The organism is Porphyrobacter sp. CACIAM 03H1, from assembly GCF_002215495.1.
Taxonomy (GTDB): Bacteria; Pseudomonadota; Alphaproteobacteria; order Sphingomonadales; family Sphingomonadaceae; genus Erythrobacter.
Genome location: NZ_CP021378.1, coordinates 1936393 through 1957173, shown reverse-complemented (window position 1 = coordinate 1957173; position 20781 = coordinate 1936393). Strand labels below are relative to the sequence as shown.

Genomic DNA, 20781 nt, shown 5'->3' with positions numbered 1-20781 from the left:
AGCCGCCTAATCACTCCAAGCGGCATAGCCTTCCCCACGCACGGTATGGATCAGGGGGGGATCGTCACCGCGATCGATCTTTGCTCGCAGCCGACTGATATGGCTTTCGACGAGGTTCCTGCCGGGATCGAAACGGAACTTCCACACGGTCTCCAGCAGCATCAATCGCGTAAGCACGGCCGGCGAGTTCAGCATCAGTAGTTCGAGGAGTTGGAATTCGCGCGGGATTAGTTCGATCGGCGTGTCGCCTCTCCGCACCGTCCGAGCGAGACGGTCGAGCGTCAGATCGCCCAGCGAGAGGATGCTGGGCGGGCCGACCGCGCGGCGCTGCAGCGCTTCAACGCGCGCGACCAGTTCGGCGATCGCGAACGGCTTGACAAGATAGTCGTCGGCTCCACCTTCAAGACCTTCGACCCGTTGGCCCACTGAGCCTAGCGCCGTGAGCATCAGCACGGGTGCCACGACTTGGCGACGGCGCAGCTCGGTGACTACCGATAGCCCATCCATCTCTGGCAGCATTCGGTCAACGATCAGCAACGTGTGGGCACCGCCCGCGGCGCGATCAAGTCCGCTTTTCCCATCTTCCTCCCAATCGACGGCGTGACCGCGAGCACGCAGCGCTTCAACGACAGCGCTCCCCGTATCCTCGTCATCCTCGATCAGTAGCAGGCGCATAGTGCGGAGGCATCTCCTCTGCGTTGTTGGAGAACCATAGCCTTGTGCGAGCAGCATCGACAGTGCGCGCCAATGTCGTTTGCCGCCGGCCGCTTTCGCACAAGGGTATGTTTGCGCGTTCTAGTGCAAAATGCCGCCAGCGGACCTTGTGAATCTACAAGGTGCCTTGCGGTCCGCGCCGATGCATGAGTCTCGCAGCCTTGGCGTGCCCGAAGAAGCATCGACCAGCATGTCATTATGCATCAGGAGTTGAAGCAAAACTATGCGAACGGTGTTGTTATCGGGGTTGGCCACGCTGCTGCTAGCCGCGCCTGCTTGGGCGGCACCGGAATGGACGAAGGTTGACGCCGCGCTGGGGCGCGTCGGCGTCGAGCAGGCCGACGGAGTTCGTCGCTACGGATTTCCTCGCTCCGACCTGCGCGTTGTCTTGGATGGCGTCTCGATAGAGCCTTCGCTGGCGCTCGGCTCCTGGGCCGCGTTTCAGCCGATGGGCGACGACGTGATGGTAATGGGCGATCTTGTGCTCACGCACGAGGAAGTGAACCCCGTGATGACCCGCCTTTTGCAAGGCGGATTCACCATCACCGCGCTCCACAACCACCTGCTGCGGTCTGCGCCCGGCACCATGTACATGCACATAGCTGCGCATGGCGATCCGGTAAGGCTGGCGGCGGCGTTGCGCCAAGCCATTGCCGCAAGCCGCACCCCAATGTCTCCACCGTCTCCTGGCGCGGGAGCACCCTCCCGCCTCGATCTCAATTCCGATGCTCTGGACGAGCTGATGGGAGCCGAAGGCAGGGTCAATGGCGGCGTTCTGCAATACAGTATTCCTCGTGCGGAGCGGCTCATGGATGGCGGCATGGTGACGCCTCAATCAATGGGAACCGCGACCGCAATCAATTTTCAGCCTACCGGCGGCGGCAAGGCGGCGATCACGGGCGATTTCGTCCTCATCGCGAGCGAAGTAGACCCCGTCCTTCGAGCGCTTCGAGCGAACGGGATCGAAGTCACCGCGCTTCACAATCATATGTTGAACGACGACCCGCGCCTGTTCTTCCTGCACTTCTGGGCCAATGACGACGCGGCAAAGCTCGCACGCGGTCTCCGCTCGGCACTCGACACAATGAACAATCGACAAAATTAAGATCGGACGACGGCCAGTCGGGCCGCGACCGCCGCCCGTTCATCCCCCGGCCCCGAAGGAAGTGGAACGGAACATGGCTAGCAAACGAACTCTCGTCATCGGAGCCAGCGCTGCTGTGTTGGCGGTGGCAGGCGTGGCGCTCGCGGCGCAGCAGAACCATGAGGCGAACGAAAACCGCATTATCGGCGAGCATAGCGAGGAAGAAGTCGCACTCGACCAGGTGCCGGCGGCCGCGATGAACGCCGCACGCACACGACTCGCGTCCGTCCGCGAAGCCGAGCTGGTGACCAGAAAGGCGGACGGCAGCACGCTCTACGAGATCGAAGGCAAGGACCAAGCTGGCAAGAACGTGGAGCTGTTCGTAACGCCGACAGGCCAAATCCTCGGGAATGAAAACGACAGCGATGAGGATGGCGACTGAACTCTCAGTCGCCTGAATGGGCCTGAATGAGGGTAAGGCCCATTCCTTGACCACAACATCCGAGGATCAAGTATGTTTAGGACTATCGGTTATTGCATCGGAGCGTGTCTATCATCCGTCGTGCTCGCTGCTTCTAGTTATGCGCAGGAACAACCGACTCACACGAACGGCTCTGAACTTGTTGCAAGTTGTCGCGCCAACAACCCAGCGTGCGGCGCGTACCTTCAAGGCGTGCTGGACATGATGATAGTGGCGCGGGGTAGCGAGTGTGGGGCGCCGCGTTACGATCGGAATAGATTGCGTTCAGCCTATCTGCGCTGGGCAGAAGACAATACCTACTTCATGGACGTTCACATGGTCGCTGGCGCCGAACAAGCATTGGCTGAAGCTTGGCCTTGCGCGCCGCGACGATAGGAGGAAGTTGCGTCATTCCCAATCGCTCCGCAGCGGCGCTCAGATAGGGTTGTTTCTGGCAGGTATCTGATATCACTGAACGGAGTAAGGAGTTCTGCTTGCCCTTTGAAATCCGCCAGCTTCGTTATGCTATCGCCGCTGCGGATCATGGTAGTTTTTACAGAGCCGCCCGGGCACTTGATATTGAACAATCGACCCTCAGTCGCTCCATCTCGAAATTGGAGCGCTCGATAGGAATGTCTATCTTCGAGCGGTCGCGGGCTGGGGTCAAAACGACGCTCGCCGGAGCCGCGTTCATTCGTGGCGCGCGACCAATGGTGGCAACGGCAGACAAGCTAGTCACCATGATGCTCGCAGCCGGCCAGGGCCGCGCTGGCGGTTTATTGCTCGGGTATAATAGTTCGGTCTCCGCCGGCAATCTCCGAGCGACCCTCATTAGCTGGCGCGAAGCGCATCCTGACGTCGAACTGGAATGCGTCGAGGCGGATCGCAGCGTTCTGCTCGCTGGGCTCGACACGGGCGAAATCGACATAGCGATCCTGATGGGGACGCCCAGCCACAACGGGTTTCGCTGCGAGCCGCTATGGAGCGAGCGGATGCTAGCCGCGTTGCCCGCCTCACATCCGTTGGCTCAACGTGACATCATTCACTGGACCGATCTTCGGGGCGAGCACTTCCTTCTGCCCGCGGCCGATCCCGGCCCGGAAATCCGCGACATGCTGCTTGGCAGACTTCCGATCTCCGGCGGTAAGCCTGACATCCGGATGTCGCGGGCGAGCCGTGAGACCGTGCTGAGCATCCTCGGCGCCAACTCGGGCGTTACCATTGTCTGCGAGGGATCGACCGGAGCGATCTATCCTAGTGTCGTCTATCGGCCAATTCATGGCGAACAAGGGCCGGCACTGACAGGATACTCGGGTTGCTGGCGAGACGACAATCGCAATCCAGCGTTGCGGCGCTTTCTTGGATTCATCAAGACCCGCTATGCCCTGTCTTTCGATTTCTCGACAAGAGTCCGGTAAAATAGACGGCCAGTTGGCGGAGTTAATTTCCATGTCGCAAGGCAGGACCATCATCATCGTTCTTGTTACTTTAGTCATCGGTTTCGCAGGCGGCTTTGTCTTGCGGCCGGTCCTCGCCCCTCTTCGCCAAACAGCGGTCGCCGTCAGTCCGGCTCCCGCCGCGCCTCAGCCGACCGCAGCGCGCGGGACGCAGTATTTTGCGGCCAATCTCGACGAGGCTCGGCAGATCGTAGCAGGGTGTCGTGACGGCTCGGCGCGCGGTGATGAATGCGCCAATGCGGAACAGGCTGTCATTGAGGCCGATAGCCGGGATCGCTTCAAGCGCTTCACCGGCAACTGAAAGCCGGGAACCCCTTAACGGCCTTGCGCGCGGTGGCGACGAAAGCCGCGGTCGGTGTCCATGAAACGCGCAAGCATAGGCGCCACCAGCTTTTCCGGCGGCATAGGTTGCTGGCCGGTCTCCGCCGCGAGCGCGGCGGCGTAGGCGACAAGATCGCGGTGGACCCCGGCGGGTAGCTCCACCGTCAGTTTGACAGGCCGATCGTCCACCAATGGCCCCAGCTTCAATTTTGTCATCGTGTCGCTCCCAAAGGTTCGAGCACCAGGTCGCGGGTGATGACCACGCGCAGCGGATGGCCCGGCCGGATGGTGAGGGTCGGCTGCACGTTGAGCTGCCGCCGAACGATCTGCTGGCCGGTCTGATTGATCGTGTCCTGCGAGCCGCGCTGAAGCGCGCGGGTCAAATCATCCTCGCTGTCGGCTCCCAGCTCGGCGCCGACGCCGAGCAGCGTCGAGACGGCCGCCGCCCTGAGCAGATTGCCCCAATGCTGATTCACGCGGTCCTGTAGGCCCGCGAACCCAGCGCCGTCCGCGCCGGGCTGGCGCTCGAGAACGATCGAGCGCCCGTCCGGCATGATGAGCCGGTCCCAGGCGAGGAGAACACGGGTCTGCCCGGCGGTGATCTCGCTGTCGTATTCGCCGATCAGCCGGGCACCTTGCGGGATGAGCAAGATGCGGCCTGTCGGGCCGTCATAGACGTTCTGCGTCACCTGCGCCGTTATCTGGCCGGGCAGATCGGACCTGATCCCGGTGATGAGCGCCGCCGGGATGATGCTTCCGGCCTGCACGATGTTGGGCGACGGGGGTGCAGTCAGCCGCTCCGCGCTCACCGTTCGCTGGTTCGAGGCTTGCGCCATGAAAGCGCGCCGGCCAGCTTGATCGCCCTGCCCTGCGCTCGCCTGCTGCGATGGCTGAGCGGCTTGGTCGGGCAAGATCAGCGATGGGGCCGGCGCCGTTCCAGCGTTGCCCGCGTTGCCGCCGAGGAATACGCCACTCATGCGGGCAGCGTCGCGTTCCTGCTGGGCGCGCTGACGCGCAGCCTCCTCGGCCTGCACGCGCGGATCAGGTTGCGCCGGCTGCGTGCCGATCGGCGGCACGGGCACGTTCTCGCCGCGCTGCTGGGCGGACACGATCGGGCCGCCGAGGTCGCCGGGAAGTGGCGGCCCAAGGCGCGGCGCTTGAGCATAGTCCCTCGGTCCCGAGGTGATGGTCTCGGCCGTGGCGCGGCTCTCGGTGTTGTAGAGTTCTTCCGCCTGCCGTTCACCAGCCGGTTTGAGCGCGTAGATCAGCGAGCCGCCGATACCGAGGCCGGCGGCCACGCCTATGACTGTCAGCGCCTTTCGGGACAGACGCATGACGCGGGGTGGATCGCCTCGAAGCTGGAATGGCTTTGGATCGGCGGGAAGCGGCTGCGGCGCGGCCGGCTCGGTGGAGGGAATGTCGGTGCGATCGTTCACGGCCGCCGCTCCCGTCCATCGTCGCGCACGATGCGGACGCGCTGTTCATTGCGCCGATCGCCCAGGCGCAGCTCGGCGGCGGCGAAAAGCCGGTCCACCACCATGTAGCGGCCCTGCACGCGATAATTGACTAGCTCGGCGTCCCCGGCCGCGCCGGTAACGAACAGCGGCGGCATCTCGCCCTGCGAGATCCCCGCCGGAAACTCGATGAACACCTGCCCGGAGTCGTCGAACGCACGAACGGGACGCCACGGGGCGCGGTCGCCCTCGATGCGATAACGGAAATTGAGCGAAGTCACATCCACGCCGGTCGCGGCCGGCGCGACCGCCGCAGCGGCGATGTTGCCGCCGCGTAGCGCGATGAGCTGATCTTGCGGGTAGGTCCATGACACTGAGGCCATGTAGGTCGCGGGCGTCGCACGCAGCTCCAGATGATAGGTGCGCCGATCGGTGTTGATGACGAGGTTGGTGGCGAGGTCCGCCCGTGTCGGCTTGACGAGGATGTGGACGCGCGCGGTCGCGCCCGCGCCGCTGATCGTGTCGCCGATGATCCAACGAACGGTGTCACCGGCCGCGACTGGCCCGGGTCCAACGAGCTGCTCGCCCTCCTGCAAGGCGATGTCCGTCACTTGGCCGGGGGCAGTATAGACCTGATAGAGCGCACCATCCGCCCAGGGATATTGCTGTATGGCATTGAGGAAGCCGTCACGCGCCGGCTGCACCCGCGCGGCGGCGTTTGCGTCGCCGACGCGCCTACGGGGATCGGCAGGCTCCGACCCGCGAGGCGCATCCGGCATTGGCTTGAGCTGACCGGGAAGCGGGAGCGGTTCGGGAATAGTAACGATCTCCACCGGGCGCGGCGGCTCCGCGGCCGGCGTCGCGGCCACTTCGCGCGGCGGATCGTCGTATGCGATGGCGGGCGGCCGGGCGGATGTAGTGGCGCAGCCGGCGAGTGTGGAGGTGGAAACGAGCAGCGCGGTTGTGACGGCGCGCCGGAAGGGAATGCCGGTCATTGCGACAGCTCCTTTGACCAGTTGAGGGCATTGACGAATACGCCGAGCGGATTCTTGCGAAGTGCGTCTGGCGTGCGAGGCGGCTGTACGACGATGGTGAGGATCGCCGACCAGCGTTCGGTGGTGGTGAGGCTGCCGTCCTGATAGCGGCGCTCCGTCCAGGCGACGCGGAAGCTGTCCGGTGACGCGCGGATGACGCTGGACACGTCCACCGCCACCTGCACCCGCCCGACGTTGGCGAACGGGTCGTTGGCGCGAGCGTAATCGTTGAGCGCGACCGCGCCCCGATCGGTGGTGAAGTCATACGCGCGAAGCCAGTTCTGACGAACGATGACCGGATCGGCCGGCACGCTCCTGACTTGCTCGATGAAGCGGGCGAGATGGAACGCGATCTGCGGGTCGCTCGGGCGATAGCCGGCCTCGGCCGGCGCGACCGCCTGCGCCTCACCGAGCCGATCGACCTGCACCACCCAAGGGACGATATGGCCACGGGCCGATTGCCAGACGAGGCCACCAGCCAGGCCGCCCGAAAGGGCGAGCGTGCCGAAAAATGCGAGACGCCAGTTCTTGGCCTGCACGCGCGCCGAACCGATCCTGTCGTCCCAGGCTTGGGCGGCCCGCTGATAGGGCGTGGTCGGTTCGGGGGTCTGGCCGTAGCGGATGGTCGGTCGTCGAAACATGGCAGCTAGTCCTTCTGATGGAGATCGACGGACGAGCCGCTTCCCCCGCCGTCGCCGGAACGCAGGGTGTGGGCGGCGATCGTCGCGCCGTGGGTCATGGTCTGGCGGCGCTTCATGGCCGATGCCCAAGCGGGCCTGTCGTCGGAGACTGGTGCCGATGGCGAAGCGCCGCCTGAAATCGTGCCTCCCGTCGCCGTGACTGCGGCGCGACCGCCGGAGCGATAGCTGTCTTTCAGGGACGCGGCGGCTTTCCGAAGCGGGGACATCGCCGCACCCGCCGCTGCTTGACCGACGCCGACCGCGCCACCCGCGACGGCGGATGCGCCGGTCTTGCCTGCCGAGCCGAGCGCATAGGCGCTGCTGGCGGCGCCGGACGCAAAGGCGCTCCCTCGTGCCGCGCCGCCGATCGCGCCTGCGGCCGCACCGGCACCGAGGCGTGCGGCGGCTGCACCACCGACCAGCGCGCCGCCTGCGGCAAGCGCGGTCCCGGCGGCTGCGCCCGCGCCCAGGGCCGGCCCGCCTGAAACGATGCCGTTCGCTACGCCGGGGCCGAAGATCGCCAGGCCAAGCAGCGACAGCGCGCCGAGCGCGATCGACATCGCTTGCTCCAGCGTGGGCTCAGGGCCAGCGGCGGCGGTGAATTGACTGAACAACGTCGTGCCGATGCCGGTGATGACGGCGAGCACGAGAACTTTGATGCCGGTAGAGACGACATGGCCTAACACCTTCTCGGCCATGAAGGCGGTCTTGTTGAAGAAGGCGAACGGCAACAGCACGAAGCCGGCGAGCGTCACCAGCTTGAACTCGATCAGCGTCACGAAAATCTGGATCGCCAGAATGAAGAAGGCGATGACGACAAGCGCCCAAGCGAGCAGCAACACCACGATCTGCACGAAGTTGGTGAAGAATGAGATTGGACCGACCAGCTCGCCTGCGGCAACGACCAGCGGCTCACCCGCGTCCAAGCCGGTCGCGGCGATGAAACCGGGGCGCATGAAGTCGGCGATGCTCATGGAATCGCCCGTTGCCTTCAAACCGAGCCCTGCGAAGGACTGGAACACGATCGTCGCCAGCGTCGAGAAATTGCCGATGATGAAAGCAAAGACGCCAATGTAGAGCGTCTTTTTGATGAGGCGTTGAAGCACGTCCTCATCGGCGCCCCACGCCCAAAACAGGCCGGCAATCGTCAGGTCGATGGCGATCAGCGTGGTTGAGAGGAACGCGATCTCGCCGCCGAGCAGCCCGAACCCGCTGTCGATGTAGGTCGTGAAAACCTCTAGGAAGTTGTCAATGACGCCGGTGTCGTTCACGGCTGAGTGCCTTCTTTTCCGAAGAACCGGCGCTGGTGCGCCGCCCATGCCGCCTCGCAGCCTGAGTCCGGCATGGTGAGCGCGCGGCAACGCGCCAACTCCGCCGCCAACGGGTCGCGCTCGGCGCGTGTCGCTGCGGCGTTGACCGCCTCCGGCACGCGCGGCTCGGTGACGGCGGCGATGACCGCCACCGTCATCATGAACCCGGCCAGCGTGGCGACGCCGGCAATCTTGGCGGCAGCCGACATCGGCTCAGTTGCCGAGGAAGCGGCGCAGGCGCTCGCGCCCCTCAGCTTCGGCGGCTGCATTTCGCGCCGCCTCCAGCGACTGCGCCCGGCCTTGGGCGGCCAGCAATGCCGCGATGTCAGCGAGCTGCTGCGATTGCAGCGCGAGAAGCTGGTTGCCGGCCTGAGCCGCTTGGAGCGCGCCTTGAGATGATTGGCTCGCCGACACGAGGCGGTCCATCGTCGCGCGCGAGCCGTCGATATTCCCCACGACTCCGGCCTGAACGCGGAGCGCGTCCTGAAACGCGCCTACGCTGGTCTCCCACCGCTCGCGCGCGTTTGCGACGAGCTGCCGTTGCGGGACCGACATGGCGCCGGCCGTGTATCGGCTGGTGAATGCCTGGTCGATCTGGCCGACGTCGTAGGCGATGCGCTGCGCCTGACCGAGCAACTGCTGGGTCTGGCGCACTTGGCCCTGCAACTCGGCGAGCGAGGATTGCGGGAGGCTCGCCAGATTGCGGGCCTCGTTGAGCAGGGAAGTCGCCTGATTTTGTATCTGGCGAATCTGATTGTTGATCTGCTCCAACGTGCGCGCCGCGGTCAGCACGTTCTGCGCGTAGTTGGTCGGGTCATAGACGATCCCGCCGAGCTGCGCGTAGGCCGGCACGGGCGCCATAATCGGCGCGATGGTCGCGGTGGCGAGGACGCCGGCCAGAATGGCGCGGCGCAGGGGAAGTCGGGTCATAGCGGTAACTCCTGCTGGCTGGGGGGAAGAAGCTCGATCGCCCACGCGCAGCCGCGATGGCGCAGCCATTCGGCCGCGAAAGCAGCTTGGCCGTGGGTTTCGATGATGTCGGCGATGCGGAGCTGATCGGCCTTGGCCGACGCGGCTGAGAAGGCCAGCGCGACCTCGCCCAGCCCCAACTCGAACAGCCGGTTGCCGCGCCGGGACTGGCAATAATAGTCGCGCTTGGGTGTCGCCCGGCTGAGGATTTCGATCTGGCGGGCGTTAAGCCCGAACCGCTCGTAGATGGCGGCGATCTGCGGCTCGGCGGCGCGCTCGTTCGGCAGGAAGATGCGCGTCGGGCAGCTTTCGATGATGGCCGGGGCGATGCTCGACGATTCGATGTCGGCAAGGCTCTGCGTGGCAAAGACGACGCTAGCGTTCTTCTTGCGAAGGGTCTTCAGCCACTCGCGGAGTTGCGCTGCGAAGTCCGGGCTGTCGAGAACCAGCCAGCCCTCGTCGATGATGATGAGTGTCGGCGAGCCGTCCAGCCGCCCGTCGATCCGGTGGAACAGGTAGGACAAAACGGCGGCGGCAGAGCCGGCGCCGACCAGTCCTTCGGTCTCGAACGCCTGCACGGCGGCTTCGCCCAGGCGCTCGTCCTCGGCGTCGAGAAGCCGGCCCCACGGCCCGCCGATGCAATACGAGGCGAGCGCTTGTTTGAGCTGCTGGTTCTGCAACAGCACGGCAAGGCCGGTCAGCGTGCGTTCGCTGACCGGCGCCGACGCCAGCGAGTTGAGCGCCGACCAGATATGCTCCTTGGCCTGCGGATCGACCGCGACGCCTTCGGACGCGAGGATCGCCGCCAGCCATTCCGCCGCCCACGCCCGTTCGGCCGGATCGTCGATGCGGGCGAGTGGTTGGAGCTGCACCCCGTCGCCGGTTTCGTCGGCAAGCATTCCGCCGAGATCTTGCCAGTCGCCGCCCATGCCGATCGCGGCGGCGCGGATGCTGCCGCCGAAGTCGAAGGCAAAGACCTGGTTGTTCTCGTAGCGGCGGAACTGCATCGCCATCAGCGCGAGCAGCACCGATTTGCCGGCGCCGGTCGGGCCGACGATCAGCGTGTGGCCGACATCGCCGACGTGAAGGGAAAACCGGAACGGGGTCGAGCCTTCGGTTCTTGCGTAGAGCAAGGGGGCTGCACCGAAGTGCTCGTCCCGTTCCGGCCCCGCCCATACTGCTGACAGGGGGATCAGGTGGGCGAGATTGATCGTGGAAATCGGGGGCTGGCGAACATTGGCGTAGGTGTGACCGGGAAGGCTGCCCAGCCACGCCTCGATCGCGTTCATGCCCTCGGGGATGACGGTGAAGTCGCGGCCCTGAATGACCTTCTCGACGAGCCTCAGCTTCTCGGCCGCGATGGCTGGATCGCGATCCCATACAGTCACCGTGGCGGTGACGTAGGCCATGCCGGCATAGTCGGCGCCCAGCTCCTGCAAGGCGGTGTCAGCGTCGGCGGCCTTGTTCGAGGCGTCGCTGTCGAGCAGCGTGCTCGCCTCGTTGGTCATCACCTCCTTCAAGATGGCGGCGACGGATTTGCGCTTGGCGAACCACTGGCGACGAATGCGGGTAAGCAGCTTGGTCGCGTCGGTCTTGTCGAGCATGATCGCGCGCGTGGACCAGCGATAGCCGAACGCCAGCCGGTTCAGCTCGTCGAGCAGCCCCGGAAACGTGGAGCTGGGAAAGCCGGTAATGGTGAGCGTGCGGAGATGATGGTCGCCCAGGCAAGGCTCCAGCCCGCCGGTCAACGGCTCATCGGCGAGCAGCGCGTCGAGGTGCATCGGGGTTTCCGGCACGCGCACACGCTGTCGCCGCGTCGAAATCGTCGAATGGAGGTAGGTCAGCGTCTCGCCGTCATCGAGCCAGCGGACCTCGGGCACGAAACCCTCGACCAAATTGAGCACGCGGTCGCTGCGATCGGTGAAGCCTTTGAGCAGCTCCCACGGATCGACGCCGGTGGTGGACCGGCCCTCGTAAAGCCAGCCTTCGGCCCGCGCGGCTTCCTCGGCCGGCGGCATCCAAAGCAGCGTCAGGAAATAGGCGCTCTCGAAATGCGCGCCTTCCTCACGGAACTGCTCGCGGCGCTCCATATCGACCAGCGCAGAAACGGGATCGGGAAACTCGGACTCGGGGTAATCGAGCGCGGGACTGCGCTGCGCCTCCACGAAGATCGCCCAACCGGAGCCCAGGCGCCGGAGCGAACTGTTCAAGCGCGCCGTGGTGGCGACCAGCTCGGCCGGCGTCGCACTGTCGAGATCGGGGCCGCGGAAGCGTGCGGTGCGCTGGAACGACCCGTCCTTGTTAAGCACGACGCCTTCGCCGACCAACGCGGCCCAGGGCAGGAAGTCCGCAAGGTGCGCGGCTTTGCTGCGATATTCGCGCAAGCTCATCATGGCTGCATCCATGTCGGGAAGCGGAGATGGCGCCGGGCCACGTCCACGAACTGCGGATCGCGTCGTGCAACCCATACGGAAAGCGCGTGGCCGATCGCCCAAATGACTAGGCCGGCGATCCAAAGACGCAGGCCGAGCCCGATCGCGCCGGCCAGCGTCCCGTTGACGATGGCGAGCGACCGCGGCGCGCCGCCGAGCAAAATCGGCTCGGTCAGCGCCCGGTGGACGGGGGCATAGAAACCCGCGATCGGCTCGGCTGCGTCCTGCATCAGACCAACGCCCCGCCGCCGAACGAGAAGAACGACAGGAAGAAGCTCGACGCGGCAAAGGCGATGCTGAGGCCGAACACGATCTGGATCAGCCGGCGGAAGCCGCCGGAAGTATCGCCGAAAGCCAGCGTCAGGCCGGTCACGATGATGATGATGACCGCGACGATTTTCGCCACTGGCCCCTCGATGCTTTCGAGGATGCTTTGCAGCGGCGCTTCCCACGGCATCGACGATCCGCCCGCGTGGGCCGGAACGGCAAAGGTCAGCGCGACGACGCTGGCGGTGGTGGCGAGCATGGCGCGACGCGCGCCATGCCGAATGGCATGGATCATGGCAGGTCTCCGGGCTGGGGTTTGGGAAGCGGGGTAAGGCGGTAGTCGCCGGTCGCGGCGTCGAGTCCTTCGACGCGGGCCAGCTCGGCGAGACGCCGGCCATGCGCGTCACGGACCAGCACGGCGATCAGGTCGATTGTCTCGGCGATCAGCGCGCGAGGGACCGTCACGACAGCCTCTTGAACGAGCTGCTCCATGCGGCGGAGCGCACCAAGGGCGGTGCCGGCGTGAATGGTGCCGATACCGCCCGGATGGCCGGTGCCCCAGGCTTTGATGAGGTCGAGCGCCTCGGCGCCGCGCACCTCCCCGATCGGGATGCGATCCGGCCTGAGCCGCAGCGACGAGCGGACCAGCTCGGACAGCGACACCACGCCGTCCTTCGTCCGCATGGCGACGAGGTTGGGCGCGGCGCATTGCAGCTCGCGCGTGTCTTCGATCAGAACGATGCGGTCGGTGGTCTTGGCGACTTCGGCAAGTAGCGCGTTGACGAGCGTGGTCTTGCCGCTGCCGGTGCCGCCCGCGACGAGGATGTTCGCGCGGGCTGCTACGCCATCGCGCAGCGCTGCGGCCTCGGCCGGCGACATGATCCCAGCCGCCGCATAGTCGTCGAGCGTAAACACCGCGACGGCGGGCTTGCGGATAGCGAAGGCGGGAGCCGCAACGACGGGCGGCAGCAAGCCTTCGAATCGTTCGCCACCCTCCGGCAGCTCGGCCGACACGCGGGGGCTGCGAGCATGTACCTCGACGCCGACATGATGCGCGACCAGGCGCACGATGCGTTCGCCATCGGCGGCGGTCAGCGTCTCGCCGGTATCGCTGACTCCTTCACCGAGCCGATCGAGCCACAACCGCCCGTCCGGATTCAGCATCACTTCGATCACGGCCGGGTCGTCCAGCCATGCCGCGATCGACGGCCCGAGCGCGGTGCGCAGCATCCGCGCGCCGCGCGTCTTGGCCTCGGATCGGATCGGGTGAACGGTCAAGGCACTGGCCCCTGCGAAGGGCCGGGCGAACCGCCGCCCGGCTGTCGGGGCACAGCAAGAGACGCACAAATACTTCCGCCGCAACAGCTACTTGCGGGCGTAGTAGAGGGGGCGGCAGATACGTTGCCGGCGGCGGAATTGCTTTTCGACTATCGGGTCGTTGGCGTGTCTATTCAGTCCGACTCGGACGACGCGGAACGCGGCCAGACATCTTCCGGTATCTCGTCTATCAAGCTCTTGCCGCTGGCGAAGCGCCGGCCGAGCGTCTCGACGAAACCTTCGTAGCGCTTGCGCCCCTTCACTTGCGCGGCCGCTTGATCCTCGTCGGGCAATGGCGGCGTCACCGTCAGCCAGAACCGCACGAACAATGTCAGTGCCTCAATCGTGAGTCCGGTGTCGCGCTCCAGCCGCTGGACCTGACGCGACAAGCGATCGAGCCGTCGAGCGAACGCCGCCTCCATGCGGTCGGCGCTATCCGGCGAGAGGTAGGAGGCGACCGCCGCCTCCACGATCGCCGAGCGGGAGATACGGCGACGGATCGCCAGCTCGTCAACCTGCTTGGCGAGCGCTGGCGAGAAATAGACATTGAGGCGGGTCCGCATGATCGCTCCTACAGCTCGATGCCGTCGCCGGGGTCGAGCGATGCCTGACGCGCGAGACCCTGCATCCGGCGCCGGACGGCAGCTTGCCGAGCCGTGTCATCCTGTTCGTCATCGACAATCGCAAACTCCTGCGCCGGGGGCGGCGATGTTTCCGGCGCGATTGCAACGTGCTCGGGCAATTCGGGCTCACGGCGCAGCCCGCCGTTGGCGGCATCCTCCTGAGCCCGGACGATCCGCGCCACGTCGGCCGGATCGGCGGCGGCCGAGCGCCCGGTCCAGTCGTCCGGCCGGGCTGCGGTCACGACCGGCTTGGGGGCATCGGTGATCCGCTCGGACAGGCGGCGGTCCTGGAAGTAGCGCGCCTTCTTCGCGCGGATAGGATGCACGCCCGCTACCATCACGATCTCGTCATCAGGCGGGAGCTGCATCACCTCGCCGGGGGTAAGGAGCTGACGGGCGGTTTCCGATCGCGACACCATCAGATGCCCGAGCCACGGCGACAGCCGGTGCCCGGCATAGTTCTTCATCGCCCGCATCTCGGTTGCCGTGCCGAGCGCGTCGGACACGCGCTTGGCGGTGCGCTCGTCGTTGGTGGCGAAGCTCACGCGGACATGGCAGTTGTCGAGGATCGCGTTGTTAGGGCCGTATGCCTTCTCGATCTGATTGAGCGACTGCGCAATCAGGAATGCCTTGAGCTGGTAGCCGGCCATGAACGCCAGCGCGGACTCGAAGAAGTCGAGCCGGCCGAGCGCGGGAAACTCGTCGAGCATCAAGAGCACGCGATGGCGGTTGCCCTTCGGGGTCAGCTCCTCGGTCAACCGGCGCCCGATCTGGTTGAGGATGAGGCGGATGAGCGGCTTGGTGCGCGAGATGTCGCTGGGCGGCACGACCAGATAGAGCGTCGCCGGCGCCAAGCCCTCCACCAGATCCGATATGCGCCATTGGCACGCCCGCGTGACCCGCGCGACAACCGGATCGCGGTAGAGCCCGAGGAACGACATGGCGGTGCTGAGCACGCCAGATCGCTCGTTGTCCGATTTGTTCAGCAGCTCGCGCGCCGCGCTGGCGACGACGGGATGCACACCGGCTTCGCCCAGGTGCGGCGTCGCCATCATCGCGGCCAAGGTCTGCTCGATCGTGCGCGACGGATCGGAGAGGAACGACGCCACACCGGCAAGGGTTTTGTCCGGCTCGGCGTAGAGGACATGCAGGATCGCGCCGACCAGCAGCGAGTGCGAGGTCTTCTCCCAATGGTTCCGGCGCTCGAGACTGCCTTCGGGATCGACCAGCACGTCGGCGACATTCTGCACGTCGCGCACCTCCCATTGGCCGCGCCGTACTTCCAGCAACGGGTTGTAGGCGGCCGACGCGGCGTTGGTCGGATCGAACAACAGCACTCGCCCATGCCGCGCGCGGAAGCCGGCGGTGAGCTGCCAGTTCTCGCCCTTGATGTCGTGGACGATCGCGGAGCCCGGCCAGGTCAGCAGCGACGGTATGACCAGTCCGACGCCCTTGCCCGAACGGGTCGGCGCGAAGCACAGCACATGCTCGGGGCCATCGTGGCGCAGATAGTCGGGGCCGAGCCTTCCCAGCACAACGCCATCGGCCCCGAGCAGCCCGGCGGCGCGGACTTCCTTCTCGCTCGCCCAGCGCGCCGAGCCATAGGTTTCGGCGTTCCTCAACTCGCGGGCGCGCCACACCGACATGCCGATGGCGACGGCGATCGATACGAACCCGCCCGAGGCGGCGATGAACGCGCCGATCTTGAAGATGTCGGGCGCATAGGCGTCGAAGCTGAACCACCACCAGAAGAAGGCCGGCGGGGGATAGATGCGCCAGCCAAAGGCGACGAACCACGGCGGCCCAAGCTCGGGCTGATAGGCGAGCGCGGCGGCGGTCCACTGCGTCGCGCCCCATACGCCGGCGAGCACTATCAGGAACACGGTGATGACTTGGCCCCATAGGATTTTCGTCGCGGACATGCTTGTCTCCTTGCGCTGGCTAGAGGCCGAGGCCGCGCTTGCGGCCCATCATCAGGTCGAGCCCGCCGCCGTCGCGGATGACGCCGGATGCTTGGCGGCGGAGTTGCTGTTCGAGGGCGCTGGCCCAGGGCACGAGGCGGAAGCCGAGACCGTCGTCGATCATGGCGAAGCGGCCGGACGCGAGCGCGAGTCGCTGGCGGACGATGCCGGCGACCTTCTCGCCGGCCTGCGTCGGCCGATAGGCCAGCCCGGTCTCGACCGCGATCTTCGCGCCAACCGAGTCCAGCTCGCGCCGTCGCAGCGTGTCGATCAGACCGCGCTCGAACACTGCGCGCTCGCCGTAGCGCCGGGCCAATCCTTCGCGGACAAGATGATCGGTGCGGGCGTCCATCGCCCGGCGCACCTCGCCGCCGAACCCGCTGTCCGCGACGCCGGCGCCGCGCTCGATCAGCCGATGGTCTAGCCAGGTCGCGCCGGGCGCCTTGATTTGCGCGGCGAGGTCTAGGTCCGATCGCGTCGCCAAAATCAGCGTCGGCTTGTCCGCGCCGCCCCGTCCGACCGCACGCAACTCGACGATGCCCCCGAGCTTGGGGCTGTGCTCCAGCGCCTCGATGCCGGGCAAGCGGACATGATGCGTGCGACCGTCCGTGCCGTCGATCACGGCATAGGCGGCGCCGGTCAGCTCATCGTGCAATCCCTTGTCGATGAGCCGGCCGGCGATAGGCTTCTCCGGCGCGCCGTTCACGACGGCATAGCTGTCGAGCGGCCGATCCTGCCCCTGATCCTTAAGCGCCTGGCCGATGGTGCGGATGATGTCGCCGCGCGCGGACAGCTCGCGCAACTTCGTCTGCGTTCCCTCGGCGACCGCCCATTGGCCTGGCTCGCCCTCGGCGGCGAGCCCCATCGTCTCAAGGTGTTGCAACCGGCCGACCATCAGCCGGCGCAGGCGCGGGTCGTCCGGGCCGGGCCGCTCGGGACGCAGGTCGATAACGCCCAGCTCGTCGGCGGTGCGCTGGATCTCTGTATCGAGCTGCGTCCAGCGCTCGGCAGTCACTTCGCGGTCGAGCGCGCGCTGCACTTCATGCTCAGGCTTCGGCCCAAGTTCGGCATGCGCCAGTTCCTCGGCGTGAGAGCGCAGGTTGTGGCTGATATAGTCCCGCGCCATGACGAGATCGGCGCCGGTGTCGGTGACACCGCGCACGAGCATATGAACGTGCGGGTTGTCGGTGTTCCAATGATCGACCGCGACCCAATCGAGCCGCGTCCCCAGGTCCGTTTCCATCTGCCGCACGAGATCGCGGGTGTATTCGCGCAAGTCGGTCAGCTCGGCCGCGTCCTCCGGCGAGACGATGATGCGGAAATGATGCCGGTCATCCTTGCACCGCTCGGTGAAGGCGCGATCGTCGGCATTGTCTCCGGCCGCGTCGAACATGCGCGTCGGCGAACCGTCGCGGGTGACGCCTTCGCGCTTCAAATAGGCGACGTGCGCGGACAGTGGCGCCATGCGCCGGCCGCCGCGAATGCGATGGCTCACGGGTAGCGCCTTCACCATCACTCGGCGGCCCGAACCGAATAGCCGGCTGCGGGCAAACGCGGTGCGTCCCCGGCCGAAACTGGATTGGCCACCTCGGCGCGGGCTGCCCCCGGTGCGCCGGCCGCCGCTGTGGATCGCCGCGACGCGCAGCACCTCGGCCACCAGGCCACGGGCGTTGCGGCCTTGCGCCTTGCCGCGCTTGGCCTTGCCGGGCCGGATGCGAAACTCGTTGTCCTCACTCACGGCCGGACCGCTTTCGGCCGTGAATGGCCCGTGGTGCCATTCGAGACGTTGATTTTGCTTGCTTTTCCCTTCCGCGCGGCACGCGCGCCGACCGACGCCCCGCGTGAAGCCACGGAAAAGCCTTGGCTTTTCGGCGAAACGGGGTGCGGCTTATATCTTGCCCTCGTCTGTCCCTGCCGTTTTCTCCCTCCCCAGCCACTTTCCTGCTCGGGACGGATGATGGGGATGATACGCAAATCATTGCGGTCGGCCCGCGCGGGCGCGGGGCACGAACAGCGTGTCCCCCGGCTCGTTCGAAGGCGAACCTGCGGAGCGAACGTCACCGGATGTCGGTCCATCGGCTGGCAGCTCCGACGCGGGCTCCTCGCCGTCTGACTGCACGGAAACGGTTTCGGGCGAGGCGCTTGCGGTGCGGATGAACAGCGCGGCACGCCGCCATGCGAAAGGGTCGGGCGGCGCAGACACCGCGACTTCAGGCGTGCCCGGCGTGCCTGCGATGGGCGCGAGCTGGGCGAGGTAGCCGACCGTCTCGGGCGGCAGCGGACGGCCGCGCGACAGATAATCGTCGTAGCGGCCCGGCCCGGCATTATAGGCCGCCAGCATCGCGCTCGCGTTGCCGTAGCGGTCGTGCATCGCGCGCATATAGGCCGCGCCCGCCATAATGTTGTCGCGCACGTCGAAGGGGTCAGCGCCAAGGCCATGCCGGATGCGAAGATCGGCCCAGGTCGCGGGCATGATCTGCATCAATCCCATCGCACCCGCGCGCGACACGGCGCGCGAGTTGCCGCCGCTCTCGACGCGCATCACCGCCCATATCCATGCCTCGGGGATGCCGAACCGCCGCGCGGCATCGGCGACGTGGCCGGCGTAGGGATGAACCGCCGCCGATCGCGCGGCCGGCAAATCCTGCGCCGTCGCCGCGACCGGCGCAGCCCCGCCGGACAGCAGCGCGACGGCCAACGCCAACGCCGATCCGACTCCACTCCGCCGCCAGCCTGCCAGCGTGCTCGCTACGCTCAAGGGTGCGCGCGCTGCGCCGGCCTGCGGCCGCCCTTGACCTTCGCTGCGCGCCCCGGCCGGCCTGCGACCGAGCGGGACGGAGGGATGAGACGGCTTTCCCGCGAACAAAGGGATGATGGACAAGCGCACCGGATCAGTCCTGCTCGCGCGACTTTGGCTGGCGGTTCCAGCGCAGCGACCAGGCCGACTTGTCGCCCGTGCTCTGGAACAGGGCGGCGCGGATCGGCTGCGCGAAGGCGGGATCGTCGATGCGCAGCGAGACGTAATCGCCGGCGCGTTCGCCAGTCTCGTTCCAGCCTGCGCCGATCTCCGGGCCTTCGCCGCTATCGCCGCGATGGACCCGCCAGTCCGGCGCCTTGTCGGCGTCGCTCGGCTCGGCCGGAACGATCGAGATACGGATGTCGAGCGTCGCCGTCTCGATGATGCCTTCGTAGCCGCTGGCGGTGCGGAAAAAGCTGCCGATCTGCATGGGACTCTCCTTTGGGTTGGCAGGGACAAGCGGGTTCAGCGCCACGCGAGCGGCGCGTTCGGGGTGTCGCGGGTCAGCACGGGCACGGCGCGACCGAGCACGGTCGAGGCCGGCAGCGGCCCGAAATAGCGGCCGTCCATGCTGTCGGCGTGATCGGGATTGAGCATCAGCACCTCGCCGGCGCGCAGCGTGCGGCAGCCCTGCCAGACAGGCAGCGACCGGCCTCGTCCATCACGCCCCAAGGCGACGACGACGGGCCGTGCATCGACGCTCACCACGGCGCCGATCCGGCACACGCGCTGCCCGGCCTTAGCCGCGACATGCTTCAACAGCGGCACGCGTTCGCCGAGATAGCCGCGCTCGGCCAGCCACCGCGCCAGCGGCGCGGGCGGCGTCACGGCGACCAGCGCGCCGATGGCGGGATCGCGGTCGGGCTCGATGCGGTAGAGGCCGAGCGGCGCGCTCGCGCTGGCGTTCCAGATAACGCGCGGCAGCGGGTCGAGCACCGCGACGACGGTGAACGACACGGCGAACAGTGACGCGGCGGAAGCCGTCGCGATGGTCCAGCCCCGGCGCGTCATCCTTCGATCTCCCGGCGCTTGAGCCAGGCGCGATGACGCTCCAGCGTGTAGGGGCGCGGCTGATGTCCGGCGGCGATGCGGTTGGCGACATGTCGCCAATGATCCGGCGCGGCGTCGCACGGATCGACGCCGGCCGCCTCGGTCGCGTCGATCGCCGCGAGCACTTGGCTAACCTTGGGCCAGCCCTCGATCTTGAGCAGGATGTCGCCGCCCGGCCCCACGAACGGCAGCGTCGTGAATGGCTCGCCGGCACGGACCGCCCGCACGATGTCGATGCGGGAGCTGACTGTGCCGTAGTCGTTCGCCGTCCAGCGGACGAACGCGAAAATGGCGCCGGGCCGGAAGCGGACGATACGACGGCGGCGATCGACGATCTCGTCCACGGCGATGCGGCCGAACCTGATCCAGTGCTCGATCCGCTTCTCGATCCACGTCAGTTCGACGCGGATCATGCCGTCATCGGATGGCTGGCGGTGGCGCATGGGTGACGGCGGGACGGTCATCGCCGGCTCCGCGCGATGGCCGAATCCGCGCGCGGCATGAGGTCGTCCTGCCCCGGATCGGAGGTCGAATGCTTGATGCCGATGTCGGCCCAGGCGCGCAGGTCATCTACCGAATAGACCACCCGCCCGCCGATCCGGCGGTAGGCCGGCCCGGTCCCGAAATAGCGGTGCTTCTCCAGGGTGCGGCCGGAGAGGCCAAGGAAGCGGGCGGCTTCCGGCGTGCGGAGGAAGCGGGGCGGCAGGTTGGTGGGCGTATCGGACAAGTGACGGCTCCTGCGGGCGGTGGCGGCAGGAGGCGTAATTGTCAGAAGGGAGGCGGCCGGGTGGGGTATGAAGATGTGCGGCTGCACGGATGTGCCCCCCACCCCCCGCGCGCGGGGTGGCAGC

25 protein-coding genes are annotated in these 20781 nt (G+C 66.8%); 5 read left to right on the top strand and 20 right to left on the bottom strand.

Annotation, left to right across the window (positions count from 1 at the left end; translation table 11 throughout):
• Positions 1-6: 6 nt before the first annotated feature.
• Positions 7-675 (bottom strand): response regulator transcription factor, encoded by a 669-nt coding sequence (locus CBR61_RS09370; protein ID WP_088914115.1) that lies wholly within the window; start codon positions 673-675, stop codon positions 7-9.
• A gap of 286 nt (positions 676-961) precedes the next feature.
• Between CBR61_RS09370 and CBR61_RS09365 the strand changes: the two genes are divergently transcribed.
• From CBR61_RS09365 to CBR61_RS09350, 5 genes are all read left to right on the top strand, one after another.
• A complete protein-coding gene (locus CBR61_RS09365) occupies positions 962-1819 on the top strand; it encodes a DUF1259 domain-containing protein (RefSeq protein WP_233996692.1) in 858 nt (285 codons plus the stop codon).
• Positions 1820-1892: 73 nt separating this feature from the next.
• A complete protein-coding gene (locus tag CBR61_RS09360; protein ID WP_066961352.1) occupies positions 1893-2240 on the top strand; it encodes a hypothetical protein in 348 nt (115 codons plus the stop codon).
• Between the two features lie 72 nt (positions 2241-2312).
• Positions 2313-2654 carry a Rap1a/Tai family immunity protein gene (locus CBR61_RS17295; RefSeq protein WP_420705648.1) on the top strand — a complete coding sequence of 114 codons (342 nt, stop codon included), beginning with the start codon at positions 2313-2315 and terminating at the stop codon, positions 2652-2654.
• Positions 2655-2752: 98 nt separating this feature from the next.
• On the top strand, positions 2753-3676 hold the full coding sequence (locus tag CBR61_RS09355) for a LysR family transcriptional regulator (protein ID WP_088914113.1): 924 nt from the start codon (positions 2753-2755) through the stop codon (positions 3674-3676).
• 31 nt (positions 3677-3707) lie between these two features.
• The gene (locus tag CBR61_RS09350) at positions 3708-4016 is read left to right on the top strand and encodes a hypothetical protein (protein ID WP_088914112.1); all 309 of its coding nucleotides are present in this window, start codon (positions 3708-3710) and stop codon (positions 4014-4016) included.
• Positions 4017-4030: 14 nt separating this feature from the next.
• Here CBR61_RS09350 and CBR61_RS09345 read toward each other — a convergent pair whose 3' ends face one another.
• The 19 genes from CBR61_RS09345 to CBR61_RS09255 form a co-directional block, all read right to left on the bottom strand.
• Complete coding sequence (locus CBR61_RS09345) at positions 4031-4252, bottom strand: DUF2274 domain-containing protein (protein ID WP_088914111.1); 222 nt, start codon at positions 4250-4252, stop codon at positions 4031-4033.
• Positions 4249-5472 carry a TrbI/VirB10 family protein gene (locus tag CBR61_RS09340; RefSeq protein WP_088914110.1) on the bottom strand — a complete coding sequence of 408 codons (1224 nt, stop codon included), beginning with the start codon at positions 5470-5472 and terminating at the stop codon, positions 4249-4251. Before CBR61_RS09340 ends, CBR61_RS09345 begins: the two co-directional genes overlap by 4 nt.
• Positions 5469-6485 carry a P-type conjugative transfer protein TrbG gene (gene trbG, locus CBR61_RS09335; protein ID WP_088914109.1) on the bottom strand — a complete coding sequence of 339 codons (1017 nt, stop codon included), beginning with the start codon at positions 6483-6485 and terminating at the stop codon, positions 5469-5471. Before trbG ends, CBR61_RS09340 begins: the two co-directional genes overlap by 4 nt.
• Positions 6482-7165 carry a conjugal transfer protein TrbF gene (trbF, locus tag CBR61_RS09330; protein WP_088914108.1) on the bottom strand — a complete coding sequence of 228 codons (684 nt, stop codon included), beginning with the start codon at positions 7163-7165 and terminating at the stop codon, positions 6482-6484. The genes trbG and trbF overlap by 4 nt, the downstream gene beginning before the upstream one ends.
• A 5-nt stretch (positions 7166-7170) precedes the next feature.
• Positions 7171-8475, bottom strand: a complete 1305-nt coding sequence (gene trbL, locus CBR61_RS09325) for a P-type conjugative transfer protein TrbL (protein WP_088914107.1) — start codon at positions 8473-8475, stop codon at positions 7171-7173.
• Positions 8472-8723, bottom strand: a complete 252-nt coding sequence (gene trbK-alt, locus CBR61_RS09320; protein WP_088914106.1) for a putative entry exclusion protein TrbK-alt — start codon at positions 8721-8723, stop codon at positions 8472-8474. The genes trbL and trbK-alt overlap by 4 nt, the downstream gene beginning before the upstream one ends.
• Before the next feature lie 4 nt (positions 8724-8727).
• On the bottom strand, positions 8728-9444 hold the full coding sequence (trbJ, locus tag CBR61_RS09315) for a P-type conjugative transfer protein TrbJ (RefSeq protein WP_088914105.1): 717 nt from the start codon (positions 9442-9444) through the stop codon (positions 8728-8730).
• Positions 9441-11876, bottom strand: coding sequence for a conjugal transfer protein TrbE (gene trbE / locus CBR61_RS09310; protein ID WP_088915555.1), 2436 nt, complete (start codon positions 11874-11876; stop codon positions 9441-9443). The genes trbJ and trbE overlap by 4 nt, the downstream gene beginning before the upstream one ends.
• Positions 11873-12145 (bottom strand): VirB3 family type IV secretion system protein, encoded by a 273-nt coding sequence (locus tag CBR61_RS09305; protein ID WP_054725812.1) that lies wholly within the window; start codon positions 12143-12145, stop codon positions 11873-11875. Before CBR61_RS09305 ends, trbE begins: the two co-directional genes overlap by 4 nt.
• Positions 12145-12441, bottom strand: a complete 297-nt coding sequence (locus CBR61_RS09300; RefSeq protein WP_224199687.1) for a TrbC/VirB2 family protein — start codon at positions 12439-12441, stop codon at positions 12145-12147. Before CBR61_RS09300 ends, CBR61_RS09305 begins: the two co-directional genes overlap by 1 nt.
• Before the next feature lie 32 nt (positions 12442-12473).
• On the bottom strand, positions 12474-13460 hold the full coding sequence (gene trbB / locus CBR61_RS09295; RefSeq protein WP_066961324.1) for a P-type conjugative transfer ATPase TrbB: 987 nt from the start codon (positions 13458-13460) through the stop codon (positions 12474-12476).
• 173 nt (positions 13461-13633) lie between these two features.
• On the bottom strand, positions 13634-14062 hold the full coding sequence (locus CBR61_RS09290) for a CopG family transcriptional regulator (RefSeq protein WP_088914104.1): 429 nt from the start codon (positions 14060-14062) through the stop codon (positions 13634-13636).
• Positions 14063-14070: 8 nt separating this feature from the next.
• Positions 14071-16044: a conjugal transfer protein TraG gene (locus tag CBR61_RS09285; RefSeq protein WP_088914103.1), complete on the bottom strand. Its 1974-nt coding sequence runs from the start codon at positions 16042-16044 to the stop codon at positions 14071-14073.
• 19 nt (positions 16045-16063) lie between these two features.
• A complete protein-coding gene (locus tag CBR61_RS09280; protein WP_088914102.1) occupies positions 16064-17821 on the bottom strand; it encodes a relaxase/mobilization nuclease domain-containing protein in 1758 nt (585 codons plus the stop codon).
• 237 nt (positions 17822-18058) lie between these two features.
• On the bottom strand, positions 18059-18787 hold the full coding sequence (locus tag CBR61_RS09275; RefSeq protein WP_233996691.1) for a lytic transglycosylase domain-containing protein: 729 nt from the start codon (positions 18785-18787) through the stop codon (positions 18059-18061).
• A 187-nt stretch (positions 18788-18974) separates the two neighbouring features.
• A complete protein-coding gene (locus tag CBR61_RS09270; RefSeq protein ID WP_066961547.1) occupies positions 18975-19310 on the bottom strand; it encodes a DUF736 domain-containing protein in 336 nt (111 codons plus the stop codon).
• A gap of 35 nt (positions 19311-19345) precedes the next feature.
• Positions 19346-19891, bottom strand: a complete 546-nt coding sequence (locus tag CBR61_RS09265) for a S26 family signal peptidase (protein ID WP_088914100.1) — start codon at positions 19889-19891, stop codon at positions 19346-19348.
• Complete coding sequence (locus tag CBR61_RS09260) at positions 19888-20394, bottom strand: DUF2840 domain-containing protein (protein ID WP_088914099.1); 507 nt, start codon at positions 20392-20394, stop codon at positions 19888-19890. The genes CBR61_RS09265 and CBR61_RS09260 overlap by 4 nt, the downstream gene beginning before the upstream one ends.
• Complete coding sequence (locus CBR61_RS09255; protein WP_015459426.1) at positions 20391-20657, bottom strand: helix-turn-helix transcriptional regulator; 267 nt, start codon at positions 20655-20657, stop codon at positions 20391-20393. The genes CBR61_RS09260 and CBR61_RS09255 overlap by 4 nt, the downstream gene beginning before the upstream one ends.
• Positions 20658-20781: the final 124 nt, after the last annotated feature.

Coding starts and splice junctions, on each gene's coding strand:
- CBR61_RS17295 (WP_420705648.1), top strand. CDS start 2,313: ATGTTTAGGACTATCGGTTATTGCATCGGAGCGTGTCTATCATCCGTC.
- trbJ (WP_088914105.1), bottom strand. CDS start 9,444: ATGACCCGACTTCCCCTGCGCCGCGCCATTCTGGCCGGCGTCCTCGCC.
- CBR61_RS09370 (WP_088914115.1), bottom strand. CDS start 675: ATGCGCCTGCTACTGATCGAGGATGACGAGGATACGGGGAGCGCTGTC.
- trbF (WP_088914108.1), bottom strand. CDS start 7,165: ATGTTTCGACGACCGACCATCCGCTACGGCCAGACCCCCGAACCGACC.
- CBR61_RS09305 (WP_054725812.1), bottom strand. CDS start 12,145: ATGCAGGACGCAGCCGAGCCGATCGCGGGTTTCTATGCCCCCGTCCAC.
- CBR61_RS09290 (WP_088914104.1), bottom strand. CDS start 14,062: ATGCGGACCCGCCTCAATGTCTATTTCTCGCCAGCGCTCGCCAAGCAG.
- CBR61_RS09265 (WP_088914100.1), bottom strand. CDS start 19,891: ATGACGCGCCGGGGCTGGACCATCGCGACGGCTTCCGCCGCGTCACTG.
- CBR61_RS09260 (WP_088914099.1), bottom strand. CDS start 20,394: ATGACCGTCCCGCCGTCACCCATGCGCCACCGCCAGCCATCCGATGAC.
- CBR61_RS09270 (WP_066961547.1), bottom strand. CDS start 19,310: ATGCAGATCGGCAGCTTTTTCCGCACCGCCAGCGGCTACGAAGGCATC.
- CBR61_RS09285 (WP_088914103.1), bottom strand. CDS start 16,044: ATGTCCGCGACGAAAATCCTATGGGGCCAAGTCATCACCGTGTTCCTG.
- CBR61_RS09360 (WP_066961352.1), top strand. CDS start 1,893: ATGGCTAGCAAACGAACTCTCGTCATCGGAGCCAGCGCTGCTGTGTTG.
- trbG (WP_088914109.1), bottom strand. CDS start 6,485: ATGACCGGCATTCCCTTCCGGCGCGCCGTCACAACCGCGCTGCTCGTT.
- CBR61_RS09300 (WP_224199687.1), bottom strand. CDS start 12,441: ATGCTCGCCACCACCGCCAGCGTCGTCGCGCTGACCTTTGCCGTTCCG.
- trbK-alt (WP_088914106.1), bottom strand. CDS start 8,723: ATGTCGGCTGCCGCCAAGATTGCCGGCGTCGCCACGCTGGCCGGGTTC.
- trbE (WP_088915555.1), bottom strand. CDS start 11,876: ATGATGAGCTTGCGCGAATATCGCAGCAAAGCCGCGCACCTTGCGGAC.
- CBR61_RS09345 (WP_088914111.1), bottom strand. CDS start 4,252: ATGACAAAATTGAAGCTGGGGCCATTGGTGGACGATCGGCCTGTCAAA.
- CBR61_RS09350 (WP_088914112.1), top strand. CDS start 3,708: ATGTCGCAAGGCAGGACCATCATCATCGTTCTTGTTACTTTAGTCATC.